The organism is Pseudomonas sp. UYIF39 (assembly GCF_029963765.1).
Classification (GTDB): domain Bacteria; phylum Pseudomonadota; class Gammaproteobacteria; order Pseudomonadales; family Pseudomonadaceae; genus Aquipseudomonas.
This window is the reverse complement of record NZ_JALBYU010000001.1, coordinates 442,932-456,472: the sequence shown is the minus strand read 5'-3', so window position 1 is coordinate 456,472 and position 13,541 is coordinate 442,932. Positions and strand designations below refer to the sequence as shown.

The following is a 13,541-nucleotide window of genomic DNA, read 5'->3' as shown; positions in this document are numbered from 1 at the left end:
GGCGTTATTGCCAAATGCTAGCACTTAAGCTTTTAGTAATTATTTGAAATAACTAGAAGACTCCCCCGCCCCGTCCAGAGGCAGGTGGCCGCATGCCCCTATAGAACCTACCTCTAACGGCTGCGAGCGACATCCTAGGAAATGTCCGACAACGTCCCACAGACAATTAGCACAAGAAATAGAGAAAGAAGTCACCCATGTTTTTTTGGTAACTGCGCAACAACGAACTATTGGTCGGATATGTATTAACAGTGCATATTGAAAAGTATCAAGCCGATACCCAGCCATGACTCATTCCTTGAGATGAAAGTAATCATTCAATTATCAAGGCTTATATGATGATTAGAAGATACAGATTGAGAGCAAAAACCAGTTCAGTTGCTGAACTGACCCATTGATGGGGCAATGGGACGTCTCATTTTGGCAGGTGCCGAAATCAGAAGAGTCCGTGGGGGGCACGGACTCTTGCAAAGGGGCTTACATGAAGGGCTTATGCAGGTTCGACCTGGAGGGCGACTCGTTCGCGGCATGGGCATTCGTCCATGTAGCGGTGTGCTTCGACAAACTGGGCAAACGGGAAGACCCGAGTCTTGAGCGGCAGCAACACGCGGTCGGCGGTCATCTGGTTGATGTCGCGCAAAGCGCGTTTCAGTGCGACCTGGTCCTGGATGATGCCCAGTTCAGGCTTGCCGGTGAAGTTGCCGATGCAGTGCACAAAGAACTGGATGTTCTTCTGGAACGCTGCGCAGGCCGGGAATGGCGTCTGGTTGCCACCTTGCAGGCCATACAGCACCAGGCTGCCGCGAGGTGCAAGCACATCGCCAAGCAACGACATCTGTGGACCGCCGAGACCGTCAAACACAACGTCCACGCCACGGTTGTCGGTAATCTTGTTGATCTGCATCAGCAGATCCTGCTCTTCGGTGACGATGACTTTCTCGGCACCCAGGGACAACAGGTACTCACGCTCTTCCGCCGTCTTGGTCGCTGCAATGACCCGGATACCCAGAGCCTTGCCCAGTTGTACAAAGGACGGACCGGCACAGTGACTGGCGTCAGTCACCAGAGCGAACTGCCCGGGTTTGACCCGTGCCAGATCGACATAAGCGAAGTAAGCGATCAGCAGCGGCGTGTAATGCACGCTGGCTTCGATCGGGCTGAGTACGTCCGGGTAACGGGTGAGTGCCGAGCGCGGCAGAACGATCTGCTCGCCGTAGACCGGATAATCGTTGGGGCTTTCAGCCGGGAAGCTGGCGACCTTGTCGCCAACTGCCAGATCATCGACGCCCTCGCCAACCGCCGTCACGACGCCGGACATTTCATGGCCAAGACCTGAAGGCAGGCGAGCATGGGACGAGGCCAGGTTCTGGCGCCAGAGAATGTCGTACCAGCTGATGCCAATCGCCTCGACGCGCACCTGCACTTCGCCCGGCGCAGGGAGAGCGGCCGCATGCTCTTCGCATTTGAGCACCTCGGCTGGACCAAACTTGTGAAAACGGATCGTGCGGGACATCGCAAACCTCGTCAAAGAAACCTCTAATGCCCTGAACTCTATCTGGGCTTTCTACCCAAGACTATCAGTGGCTATTAATAGTCGACATGCCTGTCATTGATTCCGCAGCGCCGGCGACATCGTCAAATGCCGTAAAAACCGAAGCAGCCTTTTCATGAAAACTGAATTACTCGGTGCAGAGTAGCAGCCTTTCCCCGTAATATTCATGCCGGCCATTGTTCTCATATGGCCGCTCTCGTCAAGCTTGATGACTCTGCCAGGACTCCAGATGAATCGTAATGACCTGCGTCGTGTCGACCTGAACCTGTTAATCGTTTTCGAAACATTGATGCACGAACGCAGTGTGACCCGCGCTGCGGAGAAACTGTTCCTCGGCCAGCCGGCCATCAGTGCGGCTCTCTCGCGCCTGCGTGGGCTGTTCGATGATCCGTTGTTCGTGCGTACCGGCCGCAGCATGGAGCCGTCCGCCCGGGCGGTGGAGATCTTCGCCCTGCTCTCGCCTGCACTGGATTCGATTTCCACCGCGGTCAGTCGTGCGGCGGAATTCGACCCGGCCACCAGCAACGCTGTGTTTCGCATCGGTCTGTCGGACGATGTCGAGTTCGCCCTGCTGCCGATGCTGCTCAAGCGCCTGCGCGCCGAATCACCGGGGATCGTGCTGGTGGTGCGTCGGGCCAACTACATCCTGATGCCGAGCCTGCTGGCTTCTGGCGAAATTTCCATCGGCGTCAGCTACACCGCCGACCTGCCGGCCAACGCCAAGCGCAAAGTACTGCGCCGCAGCATGCCAAAGCTATTACGGGCCGACACGGTGCCGGGGCCGTTGAGCCTGGATGATTTCTGCGCACGGCCTCATGCGCTGGTGTCGTTCGCCGGTGACCTGAGCGGCTTTATAGATGAAGAGCTGGAAAAGCTCGGACGCAAACGACATGTGGTGCTCGCAGTGCCACAGTTCAACGGACTCAGCACACTCATCAGCGGGACCGATATTGTCGCGACTGTGCCGGACTACACAGCTGAAGCGTTGACGGCGGCCGGTGGTGTGCGGGCTGAAGACCCGCCGTTGCCGGTGCGCAGTTTTGAATTGCACATGACCTGGCGCGGGTCGCAGGATAATGATCCGGGCGAGCGTTGGTTAAGGTCGCGGATTCAAATGTTCTTTGGGGATCCGGATAGTTTGACCTGATCCTGATTATGTGTGAGGGCTTCTGGTCCCATCGCGAGCAACCTCGCGATGGGAGCGACTCGATCTACCGCCTTATCTTTGCATTCCCCGCAACACAGAATTGTCATCAATCTATTGATCGCCGCCTAACGAAAGGTGCACGCTAGAGAGCTTGGCTGGGGCTTATATCATTCCGAATGATAGTTACCTTTGCCTCATTCGATTCGTGCGATACATCCTCGCCGAGCATCATCCGTCCATTCTCAATACATTGGCGGATGCATCCATGGAACAATCACTCAAACATTTACGCTTCCCGTTGGCCCTGTTGGCCGTACTGGTGATGAGCGCCTGCGGCAAGACTCCGGACACGGCCGCCACTATGCCCGCAGCCAAGGTCAGCGTGGCCAAGGTGCTGGAACAACCGGTTAACGAGTGGGACGAATTCACTGGGCGCCTCGAAGCGCCGGAAACCGTAGAAATTCGTCCACGGGTCTCTGGCCAGATCGATGAAGTGGCCTTCACTGAAGGCGCTTTGGTCAAGAAAGGCGACCTGTTGTTCCAGATCGACCCGCGTCCATTCCAGGCCGAGGTCCGCCGCCTCGAAGCCCTGGTTGCCCAGTCCCGCGCCAACGCCACCCGCAGCGAAAACGAGTCCCAGCGCGGCGAACGTCTGCGCACCAGCAACGCAATCTCCGCCGAGCTGGCCGATTCGCGCACCAGCGCTGCTCAAGAAGCCCGCGCCGCCGTCGGTGCCCTTCAGGCACAACTGGACCTGGCCAAACTGAACCTGAGCTTCACCCGTGTCACCGCGCCGATCAGTGGTCGCGCCAGCCGCGCGGAAATCACCGCCGGCAACCTGGTGACCGCCGATACCACCGCGCTGACCAGTGTGGTGTCCACCGACAAGGTCTACGCCTACTTCGACGCCGACGAGCGTGTGTTCCTCAAATACACCCAGCTCGCTCGCCAGGGCAAACGCGGTGCGACCACGCCGGTTTACCTCGGTCTCTCCAACGAAGACGGTAACCCGCACCAGGGCGTGATGAACTTCGTCGACAACCAGGTCAACCCGAAAACCGGCACCATCCGCGGTCGTGCCGTGTTCGATAACAGCGACGGCGCCTACACCCCTGGCCTGTATGCCCGTCTGAAACTGGTCGGTAGCGGCACCTATTCCGCCGTGCTGATCAACGACGAAGCGGTCGGTACCGATCTGGGTAAAAAGTTCGTGCTGGTGATGGATACCGACAACAAGACGGTGTATCGCTCGGTCGAACTGGGTCCGAAGATTGAAGGTTTGCGCATCGTGCGCAGCGGCCTGAACAAGGACGACACCGTCATCGTCAAGGGGCTGCAACGGGTTCGCCCTGGCTCGCCGGTCACCCCTGAAGTGATCCCGATGGCCAGCGAACAAACCCTCGCCGCTCTGGCTCAACAACGACAAGCGCTGGAAGCCAGCAACCTGCCCCAAGTCGCCCCTGCCAAGGTCGCGCCGGGTTCGGTTGTGAAACTCGCTGCTGCGACTCCACGTGGTTAAGGGATCTCTACGATGAATTTTTCCCAATTCTTCATTTCACGGCCGATCTTTGCAGCGGTACTTTCGCTGCTGATCCTGATCGCTGGCGCCATCTCGCTGTTCCAATTGCCGATCAGCGAATACCCGGAAGTGGTTCCGCCGACCGTTGTGGTCCGCGCCAACTTCCCGGGTGCCAACCCAAAAGTCATTGGTGAAACCGTGGCTGCTCCGTTGGAGCAAGCCATCACCGGCGTCGAGAACATGCTGTACATGTCCTCGCAATCCACCGCTGACGGCAAGATCACCCTGACTATCACCTTTGCGCTGGGCACTGACCTGGACAACGCACAGGTACAGGTGCAGAACCGTGTGACCCGGACCGAGCCGAAACTTCCCGAGGAAGTGACGCGCATCGGTATCACCGTGGACAAGGCTTCCCCCGACCTGACCATGGTTGTGCACTTGACCTCGCCGGACAAACGCTACGACATGCTCTACCTGTCCAACTACGCCTTGCTCAACATCAAGGATGAGCTGGCGCGTCTGGGCGGTGTCGGTGATGTGCAGCTGTTTGGCATGGGCGATTACTCGCTGCGTGTCTGGCTCGATCCGAACAAGACCGCTTCGCGTAACCTGACCGCCACCGATGTCGTGACCGCGATTCGTGAACAGAACCGTCAGGTGGCCGCCGGTGCCTTGGGTGCGCCACCCGCGCCGAATGCCACTGCTTTCCAGCTGTCCGTCAACACGCAAGGTCGTCTGGTTTCTGAAGAAGAGTTCGAGAACATCATCGTCCGCTCCGGCGAGAACGGTGAAATCACTCGCCTCAAAGACATCGCTCGCATTGAGTTGGGTTCCAGCCAATACGCTTTGCGTTCGCTGCTGAACAACCAGCCGGCAGTGGCGATCCCGATCTTCCAGCGCCCTGGCTCCAATGCGATCGAAATCTCCAACGAAGTGCGCGACAAGATGGCGGAGCTGAAAAAGAGCTTCCCGGAAGGCATGGATTTCAGCATCGTCTATGACCCGACGATCTTCGTGCGCGGCTCCATCGAGGCGGTGGTTCACACTCTCTTCGAAGCACTGATCCTCGTTGTCCTGGTGGTGATCCTGTTCCTGCAAACCTGGCGCGCCTCGATCATCCCGTTGGTGGCGGTGCCGGTTTCGCTGATTGGTACGTTTGCCGTGATGCACCTGTTCGGCTTCTCGCTGAACGCCCTGTCACTGTTCGGTCTGGTATTGGCCATCGGTATTGTGGTGGACGACGCCATCGTGGTGGTGGAGAACGTCGAGCGAAACATCGGACTGGGACTGACTCCGGTCGAAGCGACCAAGCGGGCCATGCGTGAAGTGACCGGTCCGATCATCGCGACGGCGCTGGTGCTGTGTGCGGTGTTTATCCCGGCGGCCTTCATCTCCGGGTTGACCGGACAGTTCTATAAGCAATTCGCCCTGACCATTGCGATCTCGACCGTTATCTCGGCGTTCAACTCGCTGACCCTGTCACCCGCACTGGCTGCGGTGTTGCTCAAAAGTCACGACGCACCGAAAGACCGTTTCTCCAAGGTCCTCGACAAGATCTTCGGTGGCTGGTTGTTCCGTCCGTTCAACCGCTTCTTCGACAAGGCCAGCCACGGTTATGTCGGCACGGTAGGCCGGGTTATCCGCAGCAGCGGTATCGCCCTGCTGCTGTACGCAGGCCTGATGGTGCTGACATTCTTCGGTTTCTCCAGCACCCCGACCGGTTTCGTACCCGGCCAGGACAAGCAATACCTGGTGGCCTTCGCGCAACTGCCGGATGCCTCGAGCCTGGACCGTACCGAAGACGTGATCAAACGCATGTCCGACCTGGCCCTGAAACAGCCTGGCGTCGAAAGTGCGGTGGCCTTCCCGGGCCTGTCGATCAACGGTTTCACCAACAGCCCTAACGCCGGCATCGTGTTCGTCACCCTGAAACCGTTCGACGAGCGCAAAGACCCGAGCATGTCCGCCGGTGCGATTGCCGGTGCATTGAACGGACAGTTCGCCGGGATTCAGGAAGCCTACATGGCGATCTTCCCGCCGCCGCCGGTACAAGGCCTGGGCACCATTGGCGGTTTCCGCCTGCAGATCGAAGACCGGGGCAACCTGGGTTACGACGAGCTGTACAAAGAAACCATGAACATCATCAACAAAAGCCACAACGTGCCGGAACTGGCCGCCCTGTTCACCAGCTACACCGTGAACGTGCCGCAAGTCGATGCAGCTATCGACCGCGAAAAAGCCAAGACCCACGGCGTGGCCGTCAGCGACATCTTCGACACCCTGCAGATCTATCTGGGTTCGCTGTATGCCAACGACTTCAACCGCTTCGGTCGCACCTACCAGGTCAACGTTCAGGCTGAACAGCAGTTCCGTCTCGAACCGGACCAGATCGGTCAGCTGAAAGTGCGTAACAACAAAGGCGAGATGATCCCGCTGGCGACCTTCATCAAGGTCAGCGACACCTCGGGCCCGGACCGCGTGATGCACTACAACGGCTTCATCACTGCTGAAATCAACGGTGCAGCAGCCCCCGGCTACAGCTCCGGCCAGGCCGAAAAAGCCATCGAGAAACTGCTCAAGGAAGAACTTCCGAACGGCATGACCTACGAGTGGACCGACCTGACCTACCAGCAGATTCTGTCCGGTAACACCGCACTGTTCGTGTTCCCGCTCTGCGTACTGCTGGCGTTCCTGGTACTCGCGGCTCAATACGAAAGCTGGAGTCTGCCACTGGCGGTGATCCTGATCGTACCGATGACCCTGCTGTCGGCCATCACCGGTGTGATTGCTTCGGGAGGCGACAACAACATCTTCACTCAGATCGGCTTGATCGTACTGGTGGGACTTGCCTGTAAGAACGCGATTCTGATCGTCGAGTTTGCCAAGGATAAACAGCAGGACGAAGGCCTCAGCCCACTCGCCGCGGTACTGGAAGCTTGCCGCCTGCGTCTGCGTCCGATCCTGATGACTTCCTTCGCGTTCATCATGGGTGTTGTGCCTCTGGTCTTCTCCAGCGGTGCCGGTGCCGAAATGCGTCATGCCATGGGTGTGGCGGTGTTCTCCGGGATGCTCGGGGTGACCTTCTTCGGTCTGTTGCTGACGCCAGTGTTCTACGTATTGATTCGTAACTTTGTGGAGCGCGGTGAAAAGCGCAAAGCGGCCAAGGCCCTGAAACTGGAGGCACAACAATGAGCCTGAAAGCCTTCCTGCCGAGCCTGTTGGTGCTGGCCCTGAGTGCCTGTGCCGTCGGCCCGGACTACAAGACCCCAGCCACTGAGCCGGCCAACATCACCACCGCCACCGATGGCAGCGCCGGCCAGAAAAACTTCGACCGCTCGCGTTTCGAAGGCATCTGGTGGCAGCAGTTCGAAGATCCGACCCTCAACCAGTTGGTGACTCAATCGCTGAAAGGCAACCGTGATTTACGCGTCGCCTTCGCTCGCTGGAAAGCCGCCCGGGCAATTCGCGATGACGTCAGCAATGACGCCATGCCGACCATCACCAGCCGGGTCAGCAGTGACCTGGCCAAGGGTCAGATTCCGGGCCAGACCACCAAGCGGGTCAATAGCGAACGCTACGACCTGGGCCTGGACATGGCGTGGGAGATCGACCTGTTTGGGCGTATCCAGCGCAATCTGGAATCCGCCGACGCCGAACAGCAAGCGCTCGAAGCCGATCTGTACCAACTGCAAGTCTCGATGATTGCTGAACTGGTGGATGCCTACGGTCAACTGCGCGGCGCGCAGTTGCGGGAAAAGATCGCCCTGGCCAACCTGAACAACCAGCAGGAATCGAGTAAGATCACCGTCAGCCTGCGTGATGCCGGCGTCGGTGATCAGCTCGATGTGGTTCGCGCCGATGCGCGCCTGGCGTCCGTCGAAGCCAGCGTGCCGCAATTGCAGGCCGAACAGGTTCGGCAGAAAAACCGCATCGCCACCCTGTTGGGTGAGCGGCCGGATAAGCTGACCGTCGACCTGAGTCCAAAAGACTTGCCGGCGATCGCCAAGGCCCTGCCGATCGGTGATCCGGGCGAACTGCTGCAACGTCGCCCGGACATTCTCAGCGCCGAGCGCAAACTCGCCTCCGCCACCGCCCGTATCGGCGTGGCCAAGGCGGATTTGTTCCCACGGGTCAGCCTCAGCGGTTTCCTTGGCTTCACCGCCGGGCGCGGTTCGCAAATCGGTTCCTCGGCGGCCAACGCCTGGGCACTGGGTCCAAGCATTACCTGGGCGGCGTTCGACCTTGGCAGCGTGCGCGCCCGTCTACGTGGTGCCGATGCTGATGCCGAAGGCGCCCTGGCGACCTACGAGCAGCAAGTACTGTTGGCGTTGGAAGAATCGGAAAACGCCTTTAGCGACTACGGCAAACGTCAACAACGCTTGATCTCGCTGATCCGTCAGAGCGAATCCAGCCGCGCCGCGGCTGACCTGGCCGAAATTCGCTACCGCGAAGGCACTGCGGACTTCCTCGTCCTGCTCGACGCTCAGCGTGAGCGCCTGGCGGCTGAAGACACTCAGGCCCAGGCCGAAGTCGATCTGTATCGCGGCATTGTCGCGATTTACAAAGCCCTGGGCGGTGGCTGGCAACCAGAGACGGTCGCTAGCAAGTAAAGTTTTAACGAGCTCCTTTGGTTGGCCGCAACCAACCAATTCCTTTGCCCTGCGCCTCATTCGGTCGCGGGGCTTTTTTGGCCTGGTTTTTACTCTGTTCGGACTCAAGGACTGTGACGGTGGCGGTTGTCCCGGCACGCAATCGGTTTTTGGCCGCGTAATCGGCGTCGATCTGTATCCTCACCGGCACCCGTTGCGCCAGTTTGACCCAGGTGTAACTGGGGTTGATGTTGGCCAGCAGGCGACCGCCGGGCAGGTTCTCCCGGTCGGAAATGGCGAAGGCAATGCTTTGCACAGTACCGCCGAAGGTTTCGCCGCTCATCAATTCGATCCTGACCCGGTCGCCCTCCTCGATTCGCGGCAGCTTGGTTTCTTCAAAGTAGCCGCTGACATAAAACGAGTCGCTGTCCACCAGCGCCAACAGCGCGCCACCGGCCGCGGCATAGTCACCCTGACGGGTCAGCAGGTTGGTGACGTAACCCGTCACGGGCGCTTCGACCCGCGTGCGCTGCAAGTCCAGTTCGGCCTGGGTCAACGCAGCGATGGCCAGTTGCACGTTGGCTTGGGCCAAACCGAGGTTGGCCTGGTTGCGCAGCAACTCGGCCTGCGCCACCGCCACTTCCGTGCTGGATTTTTCCCATTCTTCGCCAGAAATTGCGAACCGCTGCTTGAGCGTGCGCCGTCGGCGCTCTTCACTCTGACGCTGGCGGAGCAACGCTTCACTGGCAACAATCGTTGCCTCGGACTGGCCAAGGGTGGCTTTCGCCACTTCCACCGAACGCTTGGCATGCTCAACCGCCAGGACATAGCGTGCCGGGTCGATCTCCAGCAGCAGCTGGCCTTTCTCCACATGCTGGTTGTCCTGCACGCCCAGGCCAACGATGCGCCCCGAGACATCGGCGGACAAGGTCACCACATCGGCACGCACCCGTGCATCCCGGGTCCAGGGGGCGCGGGTGTAATGTTCCCAGGCAAACCAGCCGAGAACAAAGGCCAGCAACACCACCGCCACCGTCGCAAGTCGGGCAAGGATCTTCTTCAAAGCATCAAGCTCCCATCACCAGAATCAGCGTTGCGCAAACGCAGGCGTACAACGCGCCTTCGAACAAGGCCTCATGCCAGACGAACCGCAGCACGCCAAGGCGGCGCAAGACCCAGTCCAGCAGCAGGTAAATCGGCAGGGCCAGCAGTAACGCCTGAGCAATCGGCGGCAAGTAGACGCCACCTAATTCAAAATCAATGGGCAAGGGCCTGCACTCCTTCCGTTTCTGCGGGTTGAAAGTGTTTGCGATGTCGCTCCAGAAACGACACCACGATCAACAACGCCACGCGCATCCGGAATACCGACCACAGGTGTTCATGAACGTCTAAATGCAAGTCGTCCATTTCATCGCCCAAGACACGCAGGTTTCCGAGCAACTGCTCAAGGTCAATCCCGGGCCGCCCGGCGATCAATCGTCCTGTCTCACGGACGGCAGCCAGCAAACGGTTTTGCTGTTCAGTACTGAGCAACGTGTTGCTTTGCCCCTGTTGCCTGAGTTGGTTCAACGCCACACCCAGTGCCATGCACCCAAGGCTGACTTCGAACAGCTCGCTGGATTGCTTGTCGTTGGTAGCCGGCAATAATCCCAACATCATGGTCAGGCGATCGACCATGCGGCTTTCAAACGCAAATTGCTCCTCATCGGTGGCCGGCGTCTTCAGCAAAGCGTAGACCTGCTCACAGTTCTCATTGAACAGCCGGCGTATCCGCAAAACGGGCCTGAACGGGAAGATCAAGGCGTAGACACTGAGCGCCAGCGCGGCGGCGCAGATATAGGAACCGGCAAACTCGAACCACTGAATGGCACTGTTTTGGCCGATTTCCGTGTTTTGCGGGCCCAACAACAGCATTGTCGTTAGTCCAAGACCAATGCCTGTGCCCGTGGTTGGCGGACTGGACAACCCCACCGCGACGGCATATAGCAATGGTGTTAACAACAAGGCGAGTAACTCGAAGTCACTGATCTTCGGAATCAGCAGGAACAGATACAGCGCCGATACCACCAAAGCCAGACCCAGCCCCCTGGCAAAACTTTGGCTGGCCAGCAACGGCCGGGGAAAAGTCGCCATCAGCGAACAGAGAATTCCCGCCACGATCATCCCGCCACGAGCCCCGTCCCAAGCGGTTTCGATCCAGATCAGGCCGGCCACCACCAATGCGGTAAATGCGCGGATCGCGTTCATTGCCGCCAACGTGAAGTCCAGATGAAGTGGATTGTCCTGGCCGCGGAACACGCAACTGGCTTCACGTCCTTCCTGGATCGCGTCACTCAGTTCCAGAGTCTGCCCCAGTTGCTCCAGCATCCGTGCCTGCTCCCAGCGCAGTGCCCAGGCCAGTGAGCGCAGCGTGGCAGGCATCGTCTCGGTGAGTTGTTCGGCCTTGTAGGCCTGGTCATCGAAGCGCTGTTGCAGCGCGGCGAAATGGTGCCGTGCTTCGGTCGACAGTGAGCGCCCTTGCAGGGCCAAATCATCGAGAAACACCAGTTCTTCGGCCCGCAAACGCTGTATCTCTTCGGGCAAATCACCTTTCCAGCGCTCGGCCAGCAGCTGCCGCTGGTGGCGTAGCGCCGTCAGCCGCGAGGTCAGCAACACAAGCTGATTGCCCAGCAGTTGCACCAGGCCATTGGCGCTGCGCAACCGTGGCGCATCGAAATACAAATGCCGCCGTACGCCTTCCAGGGCGCTGATCGCGCCGAGTAGTTGCATCTGCCGCCGATGGAAATCGGCCTCGCTTTCCTCGGTTCGGATGACGGCTGCAGCGTGGGTCGCGAGCAGCTTGATGACCTGATCGATCTTGGCGAAGTAATCCCGGGCCACAGCCTCCGGACGTGCGGTAAGCAGGCTGACCACGCACACACAAGCCACCGCCAATAGCGTCTCGGTCACGCGGGTGACCGCGAGAAGGAACGTGCCGTCCTGATCGGGCACCGCCAGCAGTGCCACGACCACCGCCGTGTACCCGCTCAGAACAAACGCCTGGGAACTGGTGTAGCGCAACAAGGTGCCGCCGGCGGTACACAGCGCCAGCCACAAGGCCAGGGTGAGGATGAAAGGCAGGGGCGCCTGGGGAAAGATCGCCATGATCAACACCGCCACGACCGCCCCGAGCGTGGTGCCGATGACCTGGCCGAAACTTCGGGCCAGGGCCATGCCGCCCAATGGCTGGCTGACGATGACCACCGCCATGATCGACCACTTGGGTTGCTCAAGGTCGAACAGGAACGCCAGATACAACGTCAGCAGCCCGGCCGCGATGGTCCGCAGGGCGAATAACGCCACTCCGGGTCCGGGGTTGAGTATCGCTTTGAAGTACTGCAGCAGCGGTTGCATGGGAGCGCTCATCGAGTCATCTCCAGCAAGCGTAGTCACTGCTACGGCGCCTGATGGGTTTCGATGTCGACGCAACCTGTAGGCAAAATCATTGAAAGGCCAGACTGCCTCGAATTGACTGACTAACGAATAGAACTGAGTCCGGGTTTGACTCAAAGCCCCGCCTGACCGAAGCTGGCAACTTTGCAACAGCTTGCCAGCTCCCGGATTCCTGCATGCCCCAGTCCCGCCGTTTCCTGCTCATCAGCCTCTGCGTCCTGTTTGTCATCGGCGTTGCCTGGTTTTTCCTGCGCAGTTCAACCCCCGCCGTGCCGGAGGCGATCAAGCGTGGCTACAGCGAGGCGCTGAACCAGGCTCGCGCAGGCCAACCGGGCGCAGCGCGGGTCCTCTACCAGCAACTGGGGCGCTCTGATATATCGGCCAAACGCCGCGTCTGGTTGCATGCCGAACTGCCTAACTACCCCAGCTCCGTGGCCCTGAAACTGGCGGATGCGGACTTGCAGCATGAATCGCCGGACGTGCGCATCGCGGCGATCAAAAGCATCAGCGGTCTGGTGCCCAGCGGTCAGCGCAGTCTGCTGCTGGGCCCGCTGCTCGATGACAGCGAACAGCGCGTGCGCTATGTCGCCGTGAACGCGCTGCTGGGGCTATCGCCGGACGATCTCGGTTTGTACTTCGGGCCGCTGGAGCAAGCCATCGATGCCTGGGAACAGGACCTGAAGAGTCAGCCGGAAAGCGCCGACAACCAATATCAATTGGCTCGGCTGCATCTGCACAATGCCGAATTGAAAGAGGCGCAGCAGGCACTGGAGAACACCTTGCGTCTTGCGCCCGGCAACCTGCCCGCGCTGGTGATGCAAATCGACGTGCTGGATCGCCTGGGCCAAAACGATGCTGCCCGGCAACTGTTGGCCAAGCAGCTAAAGGCTCAGCCCGACTCGGCCTACCTGCAACATGCCCTGGGACTTTGGCTGTTGCATCACGGGCAAAGTGAGTTCGCCCTGCTCGGCCTTTCCAAAGCCGTGGAGTTGGATCCGGACAACAAGGATTACCGCTACGACCTGGCCACCACACTTCACGATGAACAGGAGCTGGAAGCGGCGCAGAAACAGTTGCAGGAGATTGTCCAGCGGCACCCGGCCGACCGGAAAGCCCGGGTATTGTTGATCAACTACTGGAAAGAAAGCGGCCAGCTGCAGAACGTGCAGATTCTGTTGGCGCAACTCGAACAACTCAATCCCGACGACCCCGCCTTGCAGCAAGGGCTTTAACACCAGCAAAAATTTCGTTGAACTCGTCGTCTCGGCCAAGGGTCAAGAGAACAGGTAGTCCATTCAG

9 protein-coding genes are annotated in these 13,541 nt (G+C 59.4%); 5 read left to right on the top strand and 4 right to left on the bottom strand.

The window, feature by feature from the left end; all coding sequences use genetic code 11:
• Nucleotides 1-490: 490 nt before the first annotated feature.
• Complete coding sequence (locus MO767_RS02225) at nucleotides 491-1,513, bottom strand: zinc-dependent alcohol dehydrogenase family protein (protein WP_282479215.1); 1,023 nt, start codon at nucleotides 1,511-1,513, stop codon at nucleotides 491-493.
• Between the two features lie 268 nt (nucleotides 1,514-1,781).
• Between MO767_RS02225 and MO767_RS02220 the strand changes: the two genes are divergently transcribed.
• The 4 genes from MO767_RS02220 (at nucleotide 1,782) to MO767_RS02205 (ending at nucleotide 8,831) form a co-directional block, all read left to right on the top strand.
• Nucleotides 1,782-2,699 (top strand): LysR family transcriptional regulator, encoded by a 918-nt coding sequence (locus MO767_RS02220; RefSeq protein ID WP_282479214.1) that lies wholly within the window; start codon nucleotides 1,782-1,784, stop codon nucleotides 2,697-2,699.
• A gap of 265 nt (nucleotides 2,700-2,964) precedes the next feature.
• Nucleotides 2,965-4,218 carry a multidrug efflux RND transporter periplasmic adaptor subunit MexE gene (gene mexE, locus MO767_RS02215; protein WP_282479213.1) on the top strand — a complete coding sequence of 418 codons (1,254 nt, stop codon included), beginning with the start codon at nucleotides 2,965-2,967 and terminating at the stop codon, nucleotides 4,216-4,218.
• A gap of 12 nt (nucleotides 4,219-4,230) precedes the next feature.
• Nucleotides 4,231-7,413 (top strand): efflux RND transporter permease subunit, encoded by a 3,183-nt coding sequence (locus MO767_RS02210; RefSeq protein WP_282479212.1) that lies wholly within the window; start codon nucleotides 4,231-4,233, stop codon nucleotides 7,411-7,413.
• A complete protein-coding gene (locus MO767_RS02205; RefSeq protein ID WP_282479211.1) occupies nucleotides 7,410-8,831 on the top strand; it encodes a TolC family protein in 1,422 nt (473 codons plus the stop codon). The genes MO767_RS02210 and MO767_RS02205 overlap by 4 nt, the downstream gene beginning before the upstream one ends.
• 4 nt (nucleotides 8,832-8,835) lie before the next feature.
• On the opposite strand, the gene MO767_RS02200 is transcribed toward MO767_RS02205, so the two are convergent.
• Genes MO767_RS02200 through MO767_RS02190 form a run of 3 tightly spaced genes read right to left on the bottom strand, consistent with a single transcriptional unit; the run spans nucleotide 8,836 to nucleotide 12,215 of the window.
• Nucleotides 8,836-9,873: an HlyD family secretion protein gene (locus MO767_RS02200; RefSeq protein WP_282479210.1), complete on the bottom strand. Its 1,038-nt coding sequence runs from the start codon at nucleotides 9,871-9,873 to the stop codon at nucleotides 8,836-8,838.
• A gap of 4 nt (nucleotides 9,874-9,877) precedes the next feature.
• Nucleotides 9,878-10,078, bottom strand: coding sequence for a DUF1656 domain-containing protein (locus MO767_RS02195; RefSeq protein WP_149628059.1), 201 nt, complete (start codon nucleotides 10,076-10,078; stop codon nucleotides 9,878-9,880).
• The gene (locus MO767_RS02190; RefSeq protein ID WP_282479209.1) at nucleotides 10,068-12,215 is read right to left on the bottom strand and encodes an FUSC family protein; all 2,148 of its coding nucleotides are present in this window, start codon (nucleotides 12,213-12,215) and stop codon (nucleotides 10,068-10,070) included. Before MO767_RS02190 ends, MO767_RS02195 begins: the two co-directional genes overlap by 11 nt.
• 203 nt (nucleotides 12,216-12,418) lie before the next feature.
• Between MO767_RS02190 and MO767_RS02185 the strand changes: the two genes are divergently transcribed.
• Nucleotides 12,419-13,474, top strand: coding sequence for a tetratricopeptide repeat protein (locus MO767_RS02185; RefSeq protein WP_282479208.1), 1,056 nt, complete (start codon nucleotides 12,419-12,421; stop codon nucleotides 13,472-13,474).
• Nucleotides 13,475-13,541: the final 67 nt, after the last annotated feature.

Excerpts from the sequence above, each read along its gene's own strand:
- MO767_RS02220 (WP_282479214.1), top strand. The coding sequence starts at position 1,782 with ATGAATCGTAATGACCTGCGTCGTGTCGACCTGAACCTGTTAATCGTT.
- MO767_RS02185 (WP_282479208.1), top strand. The coding sequence starts at position 12,419 with ATGCCCCAGTCCCGCCGTTTCCTGCTCATCAGCCTCTGCGTCCTGTTT.
- MO767_RS02190 (WP_282479209.1), bottom strand. The coding sequence starts at position 12,215 with ATGAGCGCTCCCATGCAACCGCTGCTGCAGTACTTCAAAGCGATACTC.
- MO767_RS02205 (WP_282479211.1), top strand. The coding sequence starts at position 7,410 with ATGAGCCTGAAAGCCTTCCTGCCGAGCCTGTTGGTGCTGGCCCTGAGT.
- mexE (WP_282479213.1), top strand. The coding sequence starts at position 2,965 with ATGGAACAATCACTCAAACATTTACGCTTCCCGTTGGCCCTGTTGGCC.
- MO767_RS02225 (WP_282479215.1), bottom strand. The coding sequence starts at position 1,513 with ATGTCCCGCACGATCCGTTTTCACAAGTTTGGTCCAGCCGAGGTGCTC.
- MO767_RS02210 (WP_282479212.1), top strand. The coding sequence starts at position 4,231 with ATGAATTTTTCCCAATTCTTCATTTCACGGCCGATCTTTGCAGCGGTA.